General features: G+C 65.3%; 16 protein-coding genes. 10 read left to right on the top strand and 6 right to left on the bottom strand.

The genetic code is table 11. The annotated features are described in order from the left end of the window. Window positions 1-26 precede the first annotated feature (26 nt). Complete coding sequence (locus ACV22Z_RS34385) at window positions 27-1,727, top strand: phage integrase family protein (RefSeq protein ID WP_448080707.1); 1,701 nt, start codon at window positions 27-29, stop codon at window positions 1,725-1,727. A 139-nt stretch (window positions 1,728-1,866) separates the two neighbouring features. Here ACV22Z_RS34385 and ACV22Z_RS34380 read toward each other — a convergent pair whose 3' ends face one another. Then, window positions 1,867-2,031, bottom strand: a complete 165-nt coding sequence (locus ACV22Z_RS34380) for an FmdB family zinc ribbon protein (RefSeq protein ID WP_448080706.1) — start codon at window positions 2,029-2,031, stop codon at window positions 1,867-1,869. A 305-nt stretch (window positions 2,032-2,336) separates the two neighbouring features. Here ACV22Z_RS34380 and amrS point away from each other — a divergent pair, with 305 nt between their 5' ends. From amrS to ACV22Z_RS34360, 4 genes are all read left to right on the top strand, one after another. Then, entirely contained in the window at window positions 2,337-3,452 is a 1,116-nt protein-coding gene (gene amrS, locus ACV22Z_RS34375) for an AmmeMemoRadiSam system radical SAM enzyme (RefSeq protein ID WP_448080705.1), read from the top strand. Between the two features lie 249 nt (window positions 3,453-3,701). After that, on the top strand, window positions 3,702-4,313 hold the full coding sequence (locus tag ACV22Z_RS34370) for a Fic family protein (protein WP_448080704.1): 612 nt from the start codon (window positions 3,702-3,704) through the stop codon (window positions 4,311-4,313). Between the two features lie 64 nt (window positions 4,314-4,377). Further along, window positions 4,378-4,707, top strand: coding sequence for a TfoX/Sxy family protein (locus ACV22Z_RS34365; RefSeq protein ID WP_448080703.1), 330 nt, complete (start codon window positions 4,378-4,380; stop codon window positions 4,705-4,707). A gap of 101 nt (window positions 4,708-4,808) precedes the next feature. After that, entirely contained in the window at window positions 4,809-5,720 is a 912-nt protein-coding gene (locus ACV22Z_RS34360) for a hypothetical protein (protein WP_448080702.1), read from the top strand. 116 nt (window positions 5,721-5,836) lie between these two features. Here the strand turns inward: ACV22Z_RS34360 and ACV22Z_RS34355 are convergent, their stop codons facing one another. The 3 genes from ACV22Z_RS34355 to ACV22Z_RS34345 form a co-directional block, all read right to left on the bottom strand. Then, on the bottom strand, window positions 5,837-7,978 hold the full coding sequence (locus tag ACV22Z_RS34355; RefSeq protein ID WP_448080701.1) for an Agd3-related carbohydrate deacetylase: 2,142 nt from the start codon (window positions 7,976-7,978) through the stop codon (window positions 5,837-5,839). Between the two features lie 68 nt (window positions 7,979-8,046). Then, on the bottom strand, window positions 8,047-8,325 hold the full coding sequence (locus ACV22Z_RS34350) for a hypothetical protein (RefSeq protein WP_448080700.1): 279 nt from the start codon (window positions 8,323-8,325) through the stop codon (window positions 8,047-8,049). 403 nt (window positions 8,326-8,728) lie between these two features. After that, on the bottom strand, window positions 8,729-9,637 hold the full coding sequence (locus ACV22Z_RS34345; protein ID WP_448080699.1) for a LysR family transcriptional regulator: 909 nt from the start codon (window positions 9,635-9,637) through the stop codon (window positions 8,729-8,731). A gap of 116 nt (window positions 9,638-9,753) precedes the next feature. Here ACV22Z_RS34345 and metE point away from each other — a divergent pair, with 116 nt between their 5' ends. Beyond that, window positions 9,754-12,048 (top strand): 5-methyltetrahydropteroyltriglutamate--homocysteine S-methyltransferase, encoded by a 2,295-nt coding sequence (gene metE, locus ACV22Z_RS34340; RefSeq protein WP_448080698.1) that lies wholly within the window; start codon window positions 9,754-9,756, stop codon window positions 12,046-12,048. Between the two features lie 269 nt (window positions 12,049-12,317). Here metE and ACV22Z_RS34335 read toward each other — a convergent pair whose 3' ends face one another. Next, window positions 12,318-13,640 carry a HipA domain-containing protein gene (locus ACV22Z_RS34335; protein WP_448080697.1) on the bottom strand — a complete coding sequence of 441 codons (1,323 nt, stop codon included), beginning with the start codon at window positions 13,638-13,640 and terminating at the stop codon, window positions 12,318-12,320. After that, entirely contained in the window at window positions 13,633-14,196 is a 564-nt protein-coding gene (locus tag ACV22Z_RS34330; RefSeq protein ID WP_448080696.1) for a helix-turn-helix domain-containing protein, read from the bottom strand. Before ACV22Z_RS34330 ends, ACV22Z_RS34335 begins: the two co-directional genes overlap by 8 nt. 1,125 nt (window positions 14,197-15,321) lie before the next feature. On the opposite strand from ACV22Z_RS34330, the gene ACV22Z_RS34325 reads away from it, so the two are divergent. From ACV22Z_RS34325 to ACV22Z_RS34310, 4 genes are all read left to right on the top strand, one after another. Continuing rightward, a complete protein-coding gene (locus ACV22Z_RS34325; protein ID WP_448080695.1) occupies window positions 15,322-16,647 on the top strand; it encodes a ferritin-like domain-containing protein in 1,326 nt (441 codons plus the stop codon). A 16-nt stretch (window positions 16,648-16,663) separates the two neighbouring features. Further along, on the top strand, window positions 16,664-18,481 hold the full coding sequence (locus ACV22Z_RS34320) for a LodA/GoxA family CTQ-dependent oxidase (protein WP_448080694.1): 1,818 nt from the start codon (window positions 16,664-16,666) through the stop codon (window positions 18,479-18,481). Further along, window positions 18,471-19,625 (top strand): tryptophan 7-halogenase, encoded by a 1,155-nt coding sequence (locus ACV22Z_RS34315; RefSeq protein ID WP_448080693.1) that lies wholly within the window; start codon window positions 18,471-18,473, stop codon window positions 19,623-19,625. The genes ACV22Z_RS34320 and ACV22Z_RS34315 overlap by 11 nt, the downstream gene beginning before the upstream one ends. Before the next feature lie 83 nt (window positions 19,626-19,708). Then, window positions 19,709-20,653, top strand: coding sequence for a heme-binding protein (locus ACV22Z_RS34310; RefSeq protein WP_448080692.1), 945 nt, complete (start codon window positions 19,709-19,711; stop codon window positions 20,651-20,653). Window positions 20,654-20,748: the final 95 nt, after the last annotated feature.

Below are 20,748 nucleotides of genomic sequence, written 5' to 3'. Positions count from 1 at the left end.
TGCAGGCCTGTGTCAAACTGGCGGCCATGCATGTATCCCCGAAGCCGCTCCCTCAAATTGAATCCACTGCTGCCGGCTTCCCCGGCGCCGACGAACTGGCCGCACTGCGTACGTGGTACGCCGGCGTGCGCATCCGTCAGGCGGTGGCGCGCTATCTGCCCGATCGCCTCGGCGACGGACGATCGGCCCGCGGCGTCATCGGCGCGATTCGCCGCCGCCTCGTTCAGATTGCCCGGCAGGTCGGCCGGCCTGATCTCGCGGACATCCTGACGCATCCCGACGGTGAGCGTTTGCGGGAAGCGAAAGCAGTCGGCGAAGCGATCGAAGCGCTGCGTCATGCCCGCGTGCCGACACCACAGATCAGCGACGATATCGGCGACTGGCTGAGCACGCGCGCCGTCGCCACGCTGCGCGCACACGGGATTGCGACGCTCGCCGATCTCACCGTGCGGATTCCGCGCCGGCGCCAATGGTGGAAGGCGATCCCCGGCCTCGGCCCGGCCAGCGCGCGGCGCATCGAGGCGTTCTTCGCCGCACATCCCGAACTGACGGAGCGGGCGCGGGCGCTGGTCGCCGTGTCGCAGCGCAGCGGCATCGTGCCGTGGGAGCAACTGCGGCTGCCGCACGAGGTCGACGGCTCGGCCGGCACGTTCCGCGCGCCGCGCGCGACCAGCACGCTCGATGCGGACAACGACTACGAGGCCGTCCAGGCCTGGCTGTCGCTGCACGAGTCGGCCGCCACGCAGCGCGCTTACCGGAAGGAAGCCGAGCGGCTGATCCTGTGGGCGATCGTCGAGCGTGGCCGCGCGCTGTCGTCGCTGACCACCGAGGATGCGGTCGCATACCGCGCGTTCCTGCGCCGCCCGACGCCGCACGAGCGCTGGGTCGGGCCCGTCCGTCCGCGCCATGCGCCCGACTGGCGTCCGTTCTCGGGCGGCCTGTCCGCGCGGTCGGCCGCCTATACGCTGACCGTGCTCGGCGCGTTGTACCGCTGGCTGATCGAGCAGCGCTATCTGCTCGCGAATCCGTTCGCGGGCGTCAAGGTGCGCGACACGCGCCGCGCGAACGTGCTCGATACATCGCATGCGTTTACCGAAGGGGAGTGGCTGCTCGTCCGGACCATCGCCGACGGGCTCGAACTATCGTATGGCTGGGAGCCGGGCGCCGCGCAGCGCCTGCGCTTCATCCTGGATTTCGGCTATGCGACGGGCCTGCGCGCGAGCGAACTGGTCGGCGCGACGCTCGGTGACATCGAAACCGACGTGCATGGCGATGCATGGATCAAGGTGATCGGGAAGGGGCGCAAGGCGGCCCGCGTCGCGCTGCCGCCGCTGGCCCGGTCGGCGCTCGACCGCCATCTGGTTGCGCGCCGGTTGCCGGTCACGCCGAGCCGCTGGCGCCCGGAGACGCCGCTGATCCCGAGCCTTGCCGAGGACGGTGCCGCCGCGATCACCAGCGTGCGGCTCTGGAAGGTCATGCAGCGCTTCTTCACGCAGACGGCCGGCATTGTCGAGTCGGACAATCCGGCGCTCGCGGCGAAACTTCGGCTGGCGAGCCCGCACTGGATGCGCCACACGCACGCGACCCACGCGCTCGCGCGCGGCGCCGAGCTGACCACCGTGCGCGACAATCTGCGTCACGCGTCGATCTCGACGACGTCGATCTATCTGCACGGCGACGACGTGAAGCGGGCGCGGCAGATTGCTGGCGCGTTCGGAAACAAGTAAGCGGCCGGGGAAGCGCGTGGCGCGGCGCTCGGCGTTTGACGCGCGTGTTTCGACCTCGTCGTCGAACGGCGCAACTTCTTCCGTTGCCGTAGCAGAATCACCCGAAATCCGGCCCCTTCAGCGACACAGAAGCGGCGGTTCAACTCTTTCGGGACGTTTTGGCGACGAATGGCGCAGGCTTGTGTTCCACCTTGTCGCTCCCGCACTTCGGACATTTCAGCTGGACGGTCGCATGCTCCGCGACATGCTCCGCATGTTCGAACGTTTCGCCGCATTCCTGGCAACGATACTGATAGGTCGGCATGCTCATCCTCCGGTGCGAAGGAGTTCGATAGGTGCGCTGCGCGTCCGTCGCCACAAGAATGCGCGCAGCAACGTGAATTCTAGCGCTGCGACCTGAAAGACGCACCCGCTGCGAAGTTCGCCCGCAGCGAGGAATACGGGAGAGCCATCGTCGTTCGTCGGCAGCCTGCGGGAATGTCGATGGTTGCGCCGCGCACCGGCGATGATTCTGACACGCGTCGACCGCGCTGACGGGCGCCTCGGTCCGTGTCTGCCATAAGCACCACCATCAAATTGGCGATGCCGCCAGCCCGTCGCGGGTCGATAATGGAGTTCGAGCCGTCGCCCATCGATTGCTCGATTGGTATGAAAGATTCGTGTTACCCCGGCCGTTACTGGCACCTTCTGGACGACGGGCGCATCGAGTGCGACCTGTGCCCGCGCAATTGCCGCCTGCACGAAGGGCAGCGCGGCGCCTGTTTCGTGCGCCAGCGGATCGACGACCGCATGATCCTGACCACCTATGGCCGTTCGTCGGGGTTCTGCGTCGATCCGATCGAAAAGAAGCCGCTCAATCATTTCTATCCCGGCACGAGCGTGCTTTCCTTCGGAACCGCGGGGTGCAATCTGGCCTGCAAGTTCTGCCAGAACTGGGACATCAGCAAGTCGCGCGACATGGATACGCTCGCCGACGCCGCCACGCCGGACGCCATCGCCGCGGCGGCAGAGCGATGCGGCTGCAAGAGCGTGGCTTTCACCTACAACGATCCCGTGATCTTTGCCGAATATGCGATGGATGTCGCGGACAGCTGCCACGCGCGCGGCATCAAGACCGTGGCCGTGACCGCCGGCTACATGGGCGCGCAGGCGCGGCGGGATTTCTACACGACGATGGATGCAGCCAATGTCGACCTGAAGGCATTCACCGAGGATTTCTATGTCAGGGTCACGGGCGGCCATCTCGCACCCGTGCTGGAAACGCTCCAGTATCTGCGGCACGACACCCGTGTCTGGCTGGAAATCACGACGTTGCTGATCCCGGGCAAGAACGACGGCGACGACGAAATTCGCGCCGAAGCGCAGTGGATCGTGAGGGAACTCGGTGAAGACGTACCGCTGCACTTTACGGCCTTCCACCCCGACTACCGGATGACCGACATCGCGCCCACGCCGCCTGCAACGCTCAGCCGCGCGCGCGCGATCGCGCGGTCGGAAGGGTTGCGGTATGTCTATACGGGAAACGTTCACGATGTCGAGGGCGACACCACGTTCTGCCCCCGATGCGGCACGGCGCTCATCGTGCGCGACTGGCACCGGATCGACGATTATCGGTTGACGGCCGACGGCGCGTGTCCCGCGTGCCGCATGCCGGTGGCGGGGCGGTTCGAAAAATTCGGTTTGCCGTTCGGCCGGCGGCGGATCCCGATCCGCGTCGCGATGTGATCCCGCGCGTCGGCGCTCGGCCATGTGCGGATAAGGATGTCGTTGCCGCTGGATACGATGGCCCCGTCATTACAAACGTTGCTCGAAGCAATCGACGCCGACAAGCGGAAGCTCGACGCTGCGCGTCCGCTTTCGCCACCGGCGCTGGCTGCGTTGCGCGACAGACTGGTTAGCGAGTGGACGTCCCGTCCGAACGCATTTGCAGACAACACGCCGGCGTTGCACGAGACCCGGGTCGTGCTCGAAAGCATGCCGCTGGGCGGCAAATCCCTGCGCGAGCACTGCGAGGCGACGAACCACTGCGAAGCGATACGCTATGTCGAGGAGATCGTCGCAGCGCGCGAGGCGCTGTCGGTATGGCAGATCCGGAACCTCCACAATCTCGTGCTGAAAGTGGAGGCCGGTCGGGAGGCGTGCCGTTATCGCGATCGGAACGTGTCGATTTCGGGCGCCGGCACGACACCGCCGGACTTCCTCGATCTGCCTGCCGAACTGGCCGCGCTCGTCGACTGGTATGCGAGCGCAGCGGGCATGCATCCGGTCGTGCGCGCGGCCGAGCTTCACACGCGATTCGTGAAGATCCATCCGTACGTGGACGGAAACGGCAGGACGGGCCGGCTGCTGCTGAACGTCGAGCTGATGAAGTCCGGCTATCCGCCTGCCGTCATGCGGATGGAAGATCGCCATGCGTACTGCGACGCGCTGGACCAGGCATGCGTGGGCGGCGACTACTCGGGCATTGCGCGGCTGGCCGCTGAGGCGCTCCGGCGGTCTCTCGACCTTTACGCCGATGTGCTTGGGTGGCGTGCGGATCGCTGTCGTGCTCGAACGCCGTCCGGGGACGATCGCCCGGCACGATGAACGATCAGTGTCGTCACGGATGGTTCACAATGCGCGTTTCCAACAATTAAATCGAGAGAGAACCATGGCATCCAGTCAGAGCACGGCGGACTACATCGTCGAACAGATGTCGGCGGCCGGCGCCGTGTCGGCGCGGAAGATGTTCGGCGAATACGGCATCTACTGCGACGGGAAGGTCGTTGCGCTCGTCTGCGACGACAAGCTGTTCGTCAAGCCGACACCCGGCGGCAAGGCTTTTCTGGGGGAATACGAGGAAGGCCAGCCGTATCCTGGCGCGAAACCGTGCATCGTCATTTCAGGCGAGCGGTGGGACGAGCGCGAGTGGCTGTCGCAACTGATCCGGATCACGGCCGCGCAGTTGCCGGTGCCGGTGCCGAAGAAGCGTGCCCGGTAGCTTCGAGACCGGTGCGTGACGGATGTCGGGTACGGAATCGATCCCGCGGCGTATGCTACGCAGCATGAGCGTGAATTCGATGCGGACACCCGGAGCACTGAATGACCACAAATGAACGCCCGCACAAGGCCGGACTCAACCGGCCAGGGTGGCAGGCCGTCGTCGCTGCATGCTGCCTGTGCTGGAGCGCGCTGGCGTTCGGCGCGGATGCCGCCGCAACCCTGCTCGACCGTTACCACGGGCTGACGGAGCAACTGAAGCAGAACCCGTTCCATCGTCCGTTGTATCTCGAGTCGTCGGAGGCGAACTCGGTGCTCAAGGGCGACATCTATGCGGTCGTCGACTATCCGTTCGCGACGGTCAGCGGCAAGCTCGACGACCCTGGCCAGGGGCCGGCCAACTGGTGCGAGGTGTTGATCCTGCACCTGAACACCAAGTATTGCCATGCGTCGACGGGCGACAACGGTGCGGTCCTCGACGTCAACGTCGGCAGAAAGATCGAGCAAAAGCTGGACGACACGTATCGCGTGCAGTTCCGCTACCGCGTGGCGGCCGCGACCCCGGACTATTTCCAGGTGAATCTCACGGCCGACAGCGGGCCGATGAGCACGAAGGACTACCGCATCGCGCTGGAAGCGGTGCCGGTCGGCGGCAACCGCACGTTCCTGCACCTGACGTACGGGTACGGTTTCGGCACGGTCGGGCGGATGGCGATGAAGACCTACCTGGCCACGATCGGCCGCGACAAGGTCGGGTTTACCGTCGACGCAACACAGCCGTCGACCCCGCCGAAATATATCGGCGGGGTGCGCGGCCTGCTGGAGCGCAACACGATGCGCTACTACCTCGCGATCGACGCGTACCTCGCCACGCTCGACAAATCCCCCGATCAACGCTTCGCCCGCTGGTTCGACGCCACCGAGCAATATCCGCAGCAACTGCACGAAGTGGAACGGCAGGACTACCTGCAGATGAAGCGCAACGAATACCAGCGCCAGCAGGTCCAGCGGTAGCGCGATTCCGCGTCGAGGCGGGACAGGCAGGCATGAACGCCGTCGACCGTCCATGCAATTGCAAAAAAACGCCCGCATTTCTGCGGGCGAGTCTCTCCTCATTGTCGCCGGAGTGGTTATTTCCACGCAGGCGCCGGCGTGATCTGCGTCGTGTAGGCCGTCGCCGGCAACAGCGTGAAGTAGGAAACCGGCTGGCCGCCATAGGTTTCGGTTGACGTGCCCGACTTGATGCCGGTGACCGGCACGACGACGGCTTGCCCGTCGCTGCGCGAGCCGCTCACCGAGATCGATTTGCCGGGCGTGAGCGTCGCCGCAACGTTCGACGTGTTGTAGACGCTGCGCTGCAGCGCGAGCGTGCCGAGATCGGTCAGGTACGGACTGACGATCGGCAGCCCCTTGTAATACGTGTTGTATTTCGCGAGCGTCGCGCTCAGCAGGTCGCCGAGCAGCGAGCTCGACCCGCTGTAGCTGCGCAGGTTCGACTGGTGAAACATCAGCGGCCGCAGGTCGTACGTGAGCAGGTACGTGACCAGCGTGTCCGACACCTTGTCGAGCACCTGCGCGTAGGTCAGGTCGTAGCCCCACTTTGTCGGGTCGATGCCGTTCGCGCCGTAGAAGTAGTTGTACTCGTCGACCCATTCCTGCGGCTGCGACACGTTGTAGAACAGCGCGGTCGCATAACGCGGTACCTCGAAGATCGCCGGGTTCACGCAGTTGGATTTGCCCGCATTGAACGCGGGCAGCGGCCACGGCGTGCCGTTGCTGTTCGCCGGACAGCCTGCCGTGCCGGCCGGCGGCGTGGGCTTCGACGAATCCGACACGAGCACCCGCGTGCCGAACGCGGCCAGCGCGCCCAGCGTCGTCGCGTTGTAGAGCCCGGAAATCTCCGGCGTGACGAGCGCCTGCGTCGAATACGTCGAGAACCCGAAGCGTCGCGCGACGTTGTGGTTGCTCTGCATTTCGGTTGCAACCTGCGCGGCCGTCGTCGTGAACGGCGGATCGAGCAGCAGGTGGTCGTAGGTATGGTTGATCCACTTGAAGCGGCTCTGGTTCGAGCGGACCTGGGTCGTCAGCGTATCGTTGCCGACGCTCGGATAGTCGCCCTGGCCGCCGTAAGCGGTGCCATACCCGGCGCCGTTGTACGCGAACGTGAGCTTCAGTGCCGCCGCGTTCGCGGTCTTGCCGTTGACGTTCGACTGCCACTTGACGACGTTGTCGAGATCGGCGCCCGTGATGCGGTACTCGCACGCGGTGGTGCCGGTATACGACGCGACCGATCCCGGCGGATTGCCGAGCGGGCACCGACCCGGCGGATTCGTGCCGGTCGCCGCACCGGTCCGCACGTCGTACCAGAGGCTCGTGAGGTCGGATTGCGCGTACGGAAAGATCTCGTCCGGAATGCCGACGTCGTCCACCTGCGGATCGAGGTACACGTGCCGGTTGCCGAGGAACAGCCCACGCGTGAGCCAGTTCACGATCCCGTACGACAGCGTGATCGAATGCGTCAGGTACGGGCTGTTGTCGAACGTCAGCGCCATGATCTCGCGCGACACGCTGTCGCCCGCGAGCGGCGTCGTGTTCGCGAACACGCACGTTGCGGCGACCGGATACGCGACGTTGTTCGTGCCTGTTGCCTGCAACACCGGCGTGACGGTCGTGCCGGCCGGCAGCGGGCTCGCCGGCGACGCGAAGTAGGTCCATGCGCTCTGCACCGTCAGCGGGTTGCGGGCGCTCGTGCCGGCATTCAGGTAAGGGAACAGCGCCGCGCCCGACGCTGTCAGCGTCGACGGCAGCGGCGCAGCGGTCGTGTCGCGGTAGCCGACATACTGCAGGCAGGCCGAGTCGCTCGGCCACGTGTACAGGCTCGCGAGCCGCACGTTGTACTTGAACTGGTAGCGCGCGAGCGTCTGCGCGAGCGCGCCGCCGGCGAACGGGTTCATGTAGCGGTAGTCGCTGACGGGCACGATGATGCCCTGGTACAGCGCGTGATTGCCGGTTTCGAGCGGTGGCAGCGTCGGATTGCCGGTGTCGTAGCGGTAGACGGTGTACGGGATGCCGATGCGGTCGAGTGCCGTTTGCGCCATCTGCAGTTCCGGACCGTCGCCGGCTTGCTGGCTCGCGAGAATCAGTATCTTGAGATCGATCTGTGCGTCGACCGGCACCGCGTGGCCGGGATGGGTCAGCGCGCAGAGTGTCACGGCGACGATGCCGCGCGCAAACAGATTCGGAAAACGAATTAATGGTCGTAATTTACTCATGACGGACCTCACGCATCGGGTGTCGGATGACGGAGCGGTTCCCCCGGGGCAATGCAGCGATGCGGCGTTTATGGTTTTTTCGGCGTGAAGGTCTGCTTGCGCATCGACTCGCCCGGATGCGGGCCGGTCGGCATTGCAGGCGGCCTGGCCGGAACCCGCGCCTCGGGCGACGGCAGGTGATGACCGGTGGGGCGGCCCTTGCCGGCGGCCGACGCGGCTGGCGCGGCGTGCGCATCGAGCGCATCGAGCGCATCGAGTGCGGCGGCGGCGGCGAGCAATCCCGCGCAAGCGCAGCACAGCAGCGTGCGCCACGCGAGCGGGGGCGGGTGGGTTCGGCGGCGTGTCATGGTTTCCTCGTAACGCGGTGTCGCGTGTCGGATACGTTGCAAAATTGACCATGCCGTCGGCGGCGTGGCTGGTGCGTCAGCACGCCGATGCTCGCCGGACATCTCCCGGCGCAATGACGGATGGTCTTCTTCCCAGGCCGGGATGTAGCGCCGCGATGGCGAAACGGCGGTCGACGCTTACGATGCGATGACGCTTATGCGACAAGTTCTCCGGCCTGTACGGCGGATGTAAGCTACATGCATGCCATCCCTGTCAAATCATTGATTTGTTGGCCTATTTGTCGACGGGATGTCAGTGTGACGTCTGCAAAACGTAAGAAATGTTTCAGGTTCGACACGGAGCGTGCATCAACCGCGCATTTGCCGCTCGAACGGCGCGCCGCGGTCGATCTTCCCGATCCCGCTATCGGCGCATCTTCGGCGCTTTCGACGCCGACTGGCGCGCGAGCTCGACGAACGCCGTCAGATAGTCGATCGAGTCATCCGCTTCGCGCATCCCCAGAAAAATCTGCTTGGCGATGCCCTGCTTGCCGAGCTTGACGGGCGTCACCGGTATCCGGTCGGCGTACTCGTCGGCGAGCCAGCGCGGCAGCGCGGCCACGCCGCGTCCGCTCGCCACCATCTGCAGCATGATGTCGGTCGTTTCGATCACCTTCTGCCGCTTCGGCACGACGCCCGCGGGCGTGAGGAACTGGTTGTAGATGTCCAGCCGGTCGGTTTCGACGGGATAGATGATGAGGATCTCGTCCGCGAGCTGCTCCGGCTCGATGTAAGGCGCGCCCGCGAGGCGATGCTGCTCGCCGACGACCAGCACCTGCTCGTAGTCGAACACCGGATCGAAGCGCAGGCCGGGCCGGTTCAGCGGATCGGGCGTCACGAGCACGTCGACGTCATAGCCGAACAGCGCGCCGATGCCGCCGAACTGAAAGCGCTGCTTGACGTCCACGTCGACGTCGGGCCAGCGCGACAGATAGGGCGACACGACCTTCAGCAGCCACTGGTAGCACGGGTGGCACTCCATCCCGATGCGCAGCGTGCCGCGCTGCCCTTGCGCGTACTGCTTCATGCGTTCTTCGGCGTGCTCGAACTGGGGCAGCAGCCGCTCGGCAAGCCTGAGCAGATATTGCCCGGCCTGGGTGAGCCGCAGGCCGCGCCCCTTGCGATCCCAGATCGGCGTGCCCAGCTGCTCCTCGACTTTCTTGACCGTGTGGCTCAGCGCCGACTGCGTCAGGTTCAGCGCGCCTGCGGCCGCCGTGAGCGAACCCTGTCTGTCGACCTCGCGAATGATGACCAGATGAATGCGTTCCAGCATGATGCCCGACCCATGAATAAAGCTAATCGATGAATGAAATAATGCCATTTTATTTCATGAGTCGAAAATCCTATCATCGGTGCCTGTCTTTTTTCCCCCATCTTCTGCAGGTCGACATGGTTACTACACACAATCTCGGTTTCCCGCGCATCGGCGCCAAACGCGAACTGAAATTCGCGCTGGAAAGCTACTGGAAGGGCCAGTCGTCGCGCGACGAGCTCAAGGCGCTCGGAGCGCAGTTGCGTGAGCGTCACTGGGAGAACCAGCGAGGTCTCGATCTGGTTCCCGTCGGCGATTTCGCGTTCTACGACCAGGTGCTCGACATGAGCTTCACGCTCGGCAACCTGCCGAAGCGTGTCCAGGGCTTCCATGGCGATGTGCTGGACAATTACTTTCGCGTCGCGCGCGGCCGTTCGGCGCAGTCGGCGGAAGAGCACGCGGCCTGCTGCGCTGGTGTCGCGGCCGGTGAAATGACGAAGTGGTTCGACACGAACTATCACTACATCGTGCCGGAATTCCACGCGGACACGAACTTCTCGCTCGACCCGTCGCGCCTGCTCCAGCAACTCGCGGAAGCGCGGGCGCAGGGGGTGACGGCGAAGCCCGTGATCATCGGCCCGGTCACGTACCTGTGGCTCGGCAAGGCGAAGGACGATTCCGACCGCCTTGCGCTGCTGCCGAAGCTGTTGCCCGTCTATGGCGCGCTGCTGGACACGCTGACTGCGCAAGGCGTCGAATGGGTGCAGATCGACGAACCGATTCTCGTCACCGAACTCGGCGTCGAATGGCAACAGGCGTTCAGAACCGCATATGAGGTGCTCGAAACGCGCCGAATCAAGCTGCTGCTCGCGACGTATTTCGGCCAGTTGCGGGAGAATCTCGCACTCGCGTGCGCGCTGCCGGTTGACGGCCTGCACATCGACGCGATCAATGCGCGTGACGAAGTTGCCACGCTCGTCGCCGAACTGCCGGCAGAGCGCGTGCTGTCGGCCGGCGTAGTCAACGGGCGGAATATCTGGAAGACCGACCTGAACGCGACGCTCGACTGGCTCGAACCGCTCGCGAAGCAACTCGGCAACCGCCTGTGGATCGCGCCGTCGTGCTCGCTGCTGCATGTGCCTGTCGATCTCGCGAGCGAAGAGAAGCTCGACGCCGAGATCCGTTCGTGGCTGGCATTCGCGCTGCAGAAGCTCGACGAACTGAAGGTGCTCGCGACTGCGCTGAACAGCGGTCGCGCGGCCGTCGCCGGCGCGCTGGCGGCGAACGGCGCGGCAATCAGGACGCGTCGCGAATCGCCGCGCGTGAACAATCCGGCGGTCAAGGCCGCGATCGCCCGTATCGACGCACAGCTCGGCAACCGCGCGAGCCCGTACCCGCAGCGCGCGCCGAAGCAGTCGGCGCGGCTGAACCTTCCGGCGTTCCCGACGACGACGATCGGCTCGTTCCCGCAGACCGCCGAGATCCGCCATGCACGCAGCCAGTTCAAGGCCGGCGCGCTCGACGAGGCCGGTTACAAGGCCGCGATGCAGGCCGAGATCACGCGCAGCGTCCGCGAACAGGAGGCGCTGGAACTCGACGTGCTCGTGCACGGCGAAGCCGAGCGCAACGACATGGTCGAATACTTCGGCGAACAGCTCGACGGCTACGCGTTCAGCCAGTTCGGCTGGGTGCAGTCGTATGGTTCGCGCTGCGTGAAGCCGCCGATCCTGTTCGGCGACATCAGCCGCCCGAAGGCGATGACGGTCGAATGGATCACCTACGCGCAATCGCTGACCGACAAGCCGATGAAGGGCATGCTGACCGGCCCGGTGACGATCCTGAACTGGTCGTTCGTCCGTGACGACCAGCCGCGCTCGGTGTCGTGCTACCAGCTCGCGCTCGCGATTCGCGAGGAAGTGCTCGATCTCGAGAAGGCCGGCGTGCGCGTGATCCAGATCGACGAGGCCGCGCTGCGTGAAGGGCTGCCGTTGCGCCGCGCGCAGTGGGGCGAGTACCTGAACTGGGCGGTCGAATCGTTCCGCATCACCGCGAACGGCGTGCAGGACGAAACGCAGATCCACACGCACATGTGCTATTCGGAGTTCAACGACATCATCGCGTCGATCGCCGACATGGACGCGGACGTGATCACGATCGAAACGTCGCGCTCGGATATGGAACTGCTCGATGCATTCGACACCTTCAAGTATCCGAACGAAATCGGGCCGGGCGTGTACGACATCCACTCGCCGAACATCCCGTCGCAGGATCACATCGTTGGCCTGATGAAGAAGGCGGCCGAGCGGATTCCGGCCGAACGCCTGTGGGTGAACCCGGACTGCGGCCTGAAGACGCGCCAGTGGGCGGAAGTGATTCCGGCGCTGACGCAGATGGTCGCCGCGGCGAAGACACTGCGCAGCCAGGCGCAGTGACGCTGCCGTCCAGCTGCCGTGCGCCGGACGGCGCACGGCGGGTGCGGAGTTTCCTTGGCCTTGCGCGACGCTGCCCGGTGTACGGCTGAACTGAAGCAAGCCCCCCGCTCATTCACTTCAACAGCATCTCCACGCCATCGACGATCCGCTGCAGCAGCACCTCGCCGTATGGTAACCACGGCGCCGTCCGCGGCCGGGTGGCCGCTGCAACGAGCGCTACGTCGACGGGTTTTTTGATGCCGCTTATATGGGCACCTTGTACGGGCCCCTCAGCTGCTTCGCAGACGCGCGACCATCTCGTGAATCACGATATGGCGGATCGCCCTCAGCAGATGCATTTCTCCGCCGAGCGTTGCCGTCAGTTCGGGACGGCTCGCCATCATCGCGTCGTTGTCGCGCGCGATGTCGCGCAGCAGCGTGTCCGCTTCCGCGGGAATGCGCTGCAGCAGCGTGTCGACGTGGCGCAGTGCGGTGGCGCGCGCAAGCCCGAGCGCCGCGCCGGCCGCCGCAAGCACCTCGCGCGTAAAGGCCGCGTAACGCTGTACGCCGGCGACCGGCCGCGTGAATTCCGTGAGATCGGGCCAGCGGCTCTTCGCGCTGTAAGTCGCGGTTTCGTACACGCCGTCGCACAGCAGGTCGTAGTGCGGCGCCAGCGCCATCCCGCTGTCGCCGACGACAAAGCTCAAGTTCTTCAGGTGCGAATCGCCGTTGCCGACCACGACGCAGAACACGAGCCACCGGAAGATCCGCAGCCGCGCCGGCGCGGGCGCACGGCACGCGTTCGCGAGCGCCGCGAGCGCGTCGAGCGACCAGCCCGTGTATTTCATCGTCGCGGCGAGGTTGAGCACCTGGCAGCCGTCGATCGCATGCCGCCGCTCGACACCGTCGGCCGTGATCTCGCGATCGAAACGGCGGATCACGTAGACAGGCGCCGGCACGTAGCGGCGCTCGACGTCCGGCACATCGAGGCCGACGCGGCGCGCGAGCGTCATCACGAACCACTCGTTGACGACAGAATGCGGATAGTCGTGCGCGTGCGGATGATTCGGCTTCAGGATATGCGTCGAGATCGCCTGGCCGCTCGGCTCGAACAGCCGCCCGTCGCGCAGCACGACCGGCAGCTTGTGCTGCGCGCCCGCGAGCGACATCTTCTTCGGCGCGTCGTGCGTGAGCGGGACCGTCGGCAGCGCACGGATGCGCGCGTCGAGCCCGGCGTCGTCGAGCGGGCGCAGCCGCGTGTCGTCGTCCGCATGATCGTCCGGCGCGCGCAGCGTGACCGAGCCCGCCGATTCGCGGCCGTAATGCGCGAGCAGCGCGAATGCGTCGCTGATGTCGGGCAGCCCCGCGTCGTTCGCGAGCAGCGCGCGCACCGTTTCCTCGGGCAGCAGGTTGTCGAAATACCACTGGACCGGACGCGTGGTCGCCCCGTCGCGCAGGATCTCCGCCTGAAGCGGCAGGTGCGGGCTCAGCGCGAAGCGGAACGGGGCATCCAGCCACGACGGCGCGTATTCGAACGCCCACAGGTTCCGGTCTTCGTGCAGCGTGCCGATGCGCTGGCCGTCGATGGATGCGACAAGGGCGCGCTCAGTCATGCGGCGTCTCCGTGCTCGGCGAGTGCGCGGCTTCCGCGTCGGTCAGGATGCGGCGCGCGAGATTCAGCGCGCGGGCCGCGGCGGGCGCGTCCGGCCGATGTGGCGGGCGGTCGTCGCCTGCGCGCCGGGCGTGTGCGGCGGATCCGGGCGTATCGGCGTCGGCGACCAGCAGCCGGGCGGCCTTCAGCACGCGCGCGTCGACGAGCGGCGTGGTGAGCGCGTGGTCTGCCGCTCGCGCTGCGTCGACGCGCAGCAGCAGCCGTTCGGCGGCCCGCCGTTCGCGGACGCTCGCGCGATGGTTCGCCCTGGCCGACTGGCGCGCGAGCAGTTCGTCGCTCGCGTCGGGGATGTCGAACACGACGCGTACGCCGAGCCCCTGCAGGATCTGGAACAGCTTGCCCCACTGGACGGTGTCCGCGCCGCGCTCGGCCTTGACCATGAACGATTCGCTGACGCCGACGCTGCCGGCCGCATCGTCCTGGCGCAGGTTCTGGATCTTGCGGGCGGCGCGGATCACGCCGCCGATGTCAGACGCTTGCTCTATCGGGTATCGCATGTCGAGAAACTCCGGCGGCGGGGGGCGTTGGCGACAGGCCGGATGGACCGGGCGCTGCCGTTTTGCACGCCGCGGCGGCAAGATGGGAAACTGTACGATCAAACAGTATTCCACCTGGGGCGCGAAAATCAAGCGGAAACTGTGCGATCGGCAAGTTTCGACGTGAAACGCTCAATCTTGGTCAGAAACCGTTCGATTGCACAGTTTACTCGAAATTGAGCGGTCAATCTGCCGATAAACCGTTTGATCGCACAGTATTTTTGAAGGGTCGCTGCTGCGGTGCATGACCCGAATGAAACCTCGCCGCAGTTCGCAAGGACTTCCCTCTGGCTGAATGAAATGCCGTCACGAACGGCGGGGCCGTGTGCGGCGAGGTGCGGCCCCGGATCGAGCCCCGTGCATGTCAGTCGCCAAACACGAACCGGGAAACATTTCCCGCGCGTTTCGGCGGGGCAAATTTCTTTCCCGATTCTCTTTGCACCGACACGATTTATCCATCGAAAGGCGGTAAAGCCAAATGTGGCTGCACTTCAATTGGCGGTTATGAGAGATTTTATTTGCGACCGCCCGCAGTCGATAAAATTGCAATGAAATTGAAGTGAAATAGCAAAAACATGTGAAGCGAAATATTAGGTCTGAATTGGTTTTTTGGTGAATGAAATTATTTATTGGTAAATGGGCTTCCGTTGCGAAAAACTTGCGCTGCGCTTTCGGGAAGCATTGCAGAAAGTCTCCGGCAGGCGACCGTTCGCGGTGCGAGAACTGTATGAAAAATCAGGGTGACTTCGGATGCCCGGTAGTCTAATTTGATAGCTAATGCGAATCGGCATACGACCCGGGAATCGAATTGTTTCCGGAGGCGGGCGAGTGAATGAAAATTCGGCAAGCGCTGATCATCGGGAAATACAGGCGCCAACGCGCCTGTCATTCGGGCGGCGGGGCCATCGGTCGACGTTTCCCTGAAAAATAAAAAGTCGCTCGATCTGTAAAGAAAAACGATTTTATCGGCGGCGGAACGAACGGTTCCGGTTCTCGCGCCAATCCGGACTGGCCCTGCGAAGCGGCCGGGTCCGGCGCCGTCAGACGATACGAATCGTCCTCATCCGGACGGACCACGGGGGAAATATGTCAAACCTATCTGATTCAGAAAAGCCATTCGGCAACCTGTTCAGCGAGCTCAGCGGCAAGCCCGATATGGGCAGGGTGGCAACCGCAGCGCATGGAGAGCCCGTCGGGCACCGCGCACTGCCGGATCCCCGCGACAGCCTGCAGAAGGCCGCGCAATTGGCGATCCAGGTCGAGTTCACGACGATCCCGGCTTACCTGACGGCGCTCTACTCGATCGCCGATCCGGCCAGCGATGCCTATCAGGCATTGCGCTCGGTCGTGGTGGAAGAGATGTTCCACCTCAACCAGGCGGCCAATCTGCTCGTCGCGATCGGCGGAAAGCCGAAGTTCACGGGCACGGCGGTGCCGGTGTACCCGTGCTTTCTGCCTCACTCGAACCCGAAGCGCTTGCCGCTCATCGCACTGTGCAGGGCATCGCCCGACGTATTCGAGAAGACCTTTGCCGCGATCGAGACGCCCGCGCCGCCGCACGCTGCGCCGCAGGGCAACCAGTACGACACGATCGCGCAACTGTATGAGGCGCTGCGAGAGAGCCTGGAGCGTTACCCGGAGCGCCACCCCGACGGCCCGCCACTCTTTCGGCAGGCCGCCGGCACGCGCCAGCGCATCGATATCTATCTGGGCAAGTTCGGCGGCAAGGCAGTGCGGGTGCATGACATCGGCACCGCGCTGGAAGGCATCACCCAGATCATGCAGCAAGGCGAGGGCAGTGTTCCCGAGGATAAGCCGCTGGTTCCCGACAGCCCGTGGGGAACCTACAACCACTACGGCCAGCGCACCGACGGAACGTACGGCCCCATTCTCGGCACGCCTTATGAAATGTCGCACTTCAGGAAGTTTCGCGGCGTGGCGCTCGACGTGGCCAACTTTCCCGCGACGCGTCCGATCACGTCCAATCCGAGACGGCAGGACTACTCGAACGAGACCGCGCTCAAGCTCGCCGACGCGTTCGACATTGCGTACAGCATCATGCTCGACGAGCTGGAAAAGACCTTCATCGAAACGCCGGGCAAACCGGATCCGTTCTTCGCGAAGGTCCTTCCGCTAATGCACCACGTGATGCCGAAGCTCGCGCTGAGCCTGATGAAAACGCCGATGCATGCGACCGGCGACGGTGCGGTCGGCCCGAACGCGGCGCCGACCTGGCTATATCGGCCGGGCTGCACGATGGAGATGCTGGAGCGCGAACGGGCCAATGCACAACAGGCCGCATCCGGTGTCACGGATCGCGCCGAGCGCGCCGACCTGGCGGCCGTGCTGGACGACGTGCGAAACGACATTGTCGAGCTGAGCGAAGCCGCCGGACAGCGGCTCGCAAGCTAGAGCGACGGGGGACATCATGGTCGAATACAAGATCTATCCGCCGATTGGCGTTGCCCGTGTCGGAGACGCACCCGACGCGTTCTATATCGGGGCCGAAAGTTATCGCGGGCTGCCGATCAGGCCCGATGGGAAGCCGTTCCGGCAGCAGGATTTTCGCGACGAACAGGGGCGCCTGTGCCGGCAGGCCGCACGCTTTCACCTGTACCGGATCGAGAACGGCGTCGCGGAAGAAGTGACGCTGGACACGCCGAATGTGAAGTCGATCGTCTGGTCTGTTCATCTGGCAAACAAGAAGCCCAGCTGGTATGCGTTCAGTCCCGCGGAAGGCGAGGGCGGCTATGCGCCGACGCACCCGTTGCGCAACCCGGACGTACCCGATCGCCACCAGCTGCTGATCGATGCGGGGCCGCGCAAGATTCACGGACCGCGAGCGAGCAATGTGCATTTCAATCTCGAACAGGTTCCGAAAGGGTATACGGGCGCACATTTCCCGCCGGGCCGGCTCTATCCGATGATGCGTGCGATCGAGACGCTCGGCGAGCTGCGCACCGACGAACAGGGGCGGTTGCTGGTGCTGGGCGGTCACGGCATTGCGGGCTCCACCGAGCCGAACCCGACGCTCGAGCACTACGCGAACAACGACGGCTGGTGGGACGACACGTCCGATGGCCCGGTCGGCGTGACGATCGAGTTCTTCAACGGGCCGAGCGTCCAGGCCGCCAGCGCGCATGTGCTCGTCGCACCGCCGAAGTACGCGCCGGAAATTCCGAATCTGGTGACGCTGTACGACACGATATTCGATGCGATGGTGCGTGCCGGCCATTATCCGAAGATCCTCGCCGGCGGCATCTGGCAAGCGGGCCAAGGCGGCTACCGGCCCAATTTCCGGACCGAGGTCAAGCCGTTGCTCGAGCGCGCGATGCTCTATCCATGGGTCGCGGCGATTCCGTCGAAGCCGCACACGTTCGACTTCGACAAACTCGGGGCGCTCGGCTCGCAGGGGGAGGGCGACGAAGCGTTCAAGGGGCTGCGGCGCTACATCATGGACGTCCTGCGGCCGCCCTATCAGGAAAACGACCTCGTCAATTCGCGCGGCGCCACGATGATGCCGTTCCTGGCCGGCGACAACTGCCTGAAGTCGGGCACGGCCACGAGCCGCTATCTGCGGCTGACCGACACGCAGTACTTCTTCCTGCAGCAATGGGTGGACGGGCACTTCGTCAATGAACCGCCGACGGAGCCGCCGACCGACGCGCTGACGCGGGGCGTGCTCGACAACTGCGTGGGCGGCGCGTTTTCTCCGGGCATCGAAATGACCTGGATCTCCCGGGTGCCCGAGATCTACGCCGAGCCGTTCCGCATTCGCAGCCGCTTCACGCTGGAGGGGCCGCTGAGTCTCGGCTACCACCCGCAACGGGGCATGGAGGCGGGCGACCTCACGCGCTACATGGCATTGCCGTGGCAAGCCGACTTCAACGAGTGCGCGTCGCAGTCGATCGGTGACCGCACGCTGTGGTGGTGGCCGGCGCAGCGGCCGGAGTTCGTGTATCTGGAACCGAAGCCCACGCTGTTGCGCGCGGCAGCGAATGTCCCGCAGCCACCCGAGGAGTCGACCGAAAAGACCGGCAGGCAGGTGCCCTGGATCGGCACCGACTACGACCAGATGGCGGGCGATTACGTGACGTTCCCCGACAACGTCGACATGGTCCGTTACTGGTCGCGCCTGGGTTTCGTGATGGAGAAAGACATCGGCGGCACGCAGCGCTTCGTCGAGGTCGAGCGGACCCTGGCGCGTCCATTCTATCCATCGACGCGTGCGTCGAATGACAGCTGACCACGATGACGTGCTGATCGTCGGCGCCGGCCCGGCCGGCTGCGCGGCGGCGCTGGCGCTCGACGCGGCGGGATGCCGCGTCGCCGTGCTGGATCGCCCGTCCGCGCAGTCGTTCCGGGTCGGCGAATCGGCGACGCCCGACGTGGCCGGCCTGCTGCGCCGGCTGGGCGTCGACGACCGGCTGGAGCGCGCCGGACACGGCTTCTACCACGGCAATCTGTCGCTGTGGGGAGACGACCGGCCGCGCGTCGACCATTTCCTGTTTCGCGGGACCGGGCACGGCTGGCATCTCGATCGGGCGGCGTTCGACACGCAATTGCGCGACGCGGCACGGGCGCGCGGCATCCCCGTGCGTTCCTGCGCCGGCGTGGAGACGATCGCGCCGACGCGCGACGGGTGGGCGATACGGGTGCGCGAAATCGGTGAACCGCGCGACGAACCGCGCGGCGAACTTCGCAACGAACTGCGCGCGCGCGTGCTGGTCGACGCCGGCGGACGCCGTTCGCCGCTGGCCGCGTGGTTCGGCGTGCGCCGGCGATGCTTCGACGAGATGGTGGCGCTCGCCGCACATGCGCCGCATGCACGGGAGCTCGCGGGGCTCTCGCTCGTCGAATCGTTCGAGGACGGCTGGTGGTACGCGGTCGGCTTGCCGGACGGGCGCGCGCTCGTCACGTTGATGACCGACCGGGACATCGCCACGGCCCGCCGCTTTCGCGATCCCGACGTCTACCGGCGTGCGTGGCAGGACACGCGCCTGCTCGCCACGCATGTGCAGCCGCCGCGGGAGCCTGTCGACGTGCACGTGTTCGCCGCGCATAGCGGCTGCATCGAACGGAGTTCGGGCGGCGGGTGGATCGCCGTGGGCGATGCGCTGATGGGGCTGGACCCGCTGACGTCGTCGGGGATCGCCGGTGCGCTCAGCGACGGGTTGGCCGCCGCGCCGGCCGTCGTCGACATGCTGGCGGGACGGCCGGATGGCGCGATCGCATATGCCGCGCGTGCCAATGCCGTGTTCAAACGCTATCTCGCGGAGCGTGTCGAGCGATACGGCACCGAATCGAGGTGGTCGCAACATGCGTTCTGGGCGCGGCGCGGGCACGGCAATCACGAGGCGGCGGGCGATGCCGCCGAAGCTCGCGCGTAACGACGGTTGTGGTGTGGAGTGCAGGAGGAAAGTCGGTGAAATAGTTAGGGTCGCAAATCAAATCAACAATCGAGGAGCCTGACATGGCAGCGTTCGTATTGACATCGGTATCCGGTACGATTCCCGACCTGCGTGGCACGAACAGGTTCGGGCCTTTGCAGGATCTGATCGGGATGTGGAAAGGAACGGGGTTCAACCAGATCTGGCGGCCATTCCCGATTCAGCGGGGCGGCCACCCGGCCGGTCAGCAGGATCGGTTCCTGGAGCTGAACGAAACGATCGAGACGATCGAATTCAAGGCGATTGACGGCGCGATCCCGAATCGCGGCCTGCTGCAGGACGATATCAACCTGCACGGGATGACCTATACGCAGGAGGTGTCGGATGCCAACGTCAAGGTCGACGGGCACCTTGCCGGCATCCATATCGAGCCGGGGCTCTGGCTCAACGTCCCGCCGACCGAGAATCCGCCGAACGGCGCGACGGTTGCCCGCCTCGCGACCATTCCGCACGGTACGTCGATCGTGATGCAGGGCAGTGCGTTCCAGCTGAGCGGGCCGCCGTCGTTCGCGCCAGAGAACATCGCGCCGTTTCCGATCGGCAATCCGTCCCACCCGCTGCCGCCGAGCGATTTTCCGGAGATGAACCTGGCTGCGCCGAGCGCGTTCCGCACGCCGAGCCAGGACATTCCGCACGTCACGCAGGCGTGGCTCGACAATCCGAACATCGTCCTGAACAGCGGGATTGCCGGCAAGCAGGTCATCGCGACGACCACACTGCTGATTTCGACGAACTCGGCCAATCCGCCGGTTACGGGCGGCGGTACGACCAATATCTCGTTCCTGCAGGGTGCCGCGAACGGGCCGAATGCCGACGCGGCCCGGGTCGAGGCGATCTTCTGGATCGAGACGATCCGGCTGCCCAACGGCGCGACGAAGCTCCAGCTTCAATACACGCAGAAGGTGATCCTCGACTTCAACGGGTTGAGCTGGCCCCATGTGTCGGTGGCCACGCTCGAGAAGCTCTAGGCATCGACGGCAACACGGGCGACACCGACGCCGCATGCAGTCGACCGCATGCGGCGCCCGAAGGGGGATACATCATGAACACGCACTTGCAGTTG

The organism is Burkholderia sp. PU8-34 (assembly GCF_053427725.1).
Note: the sequence above shows the minus strand (reverse complement) of the source record. Positions and strands in the feature narration are given on the sequence as shown.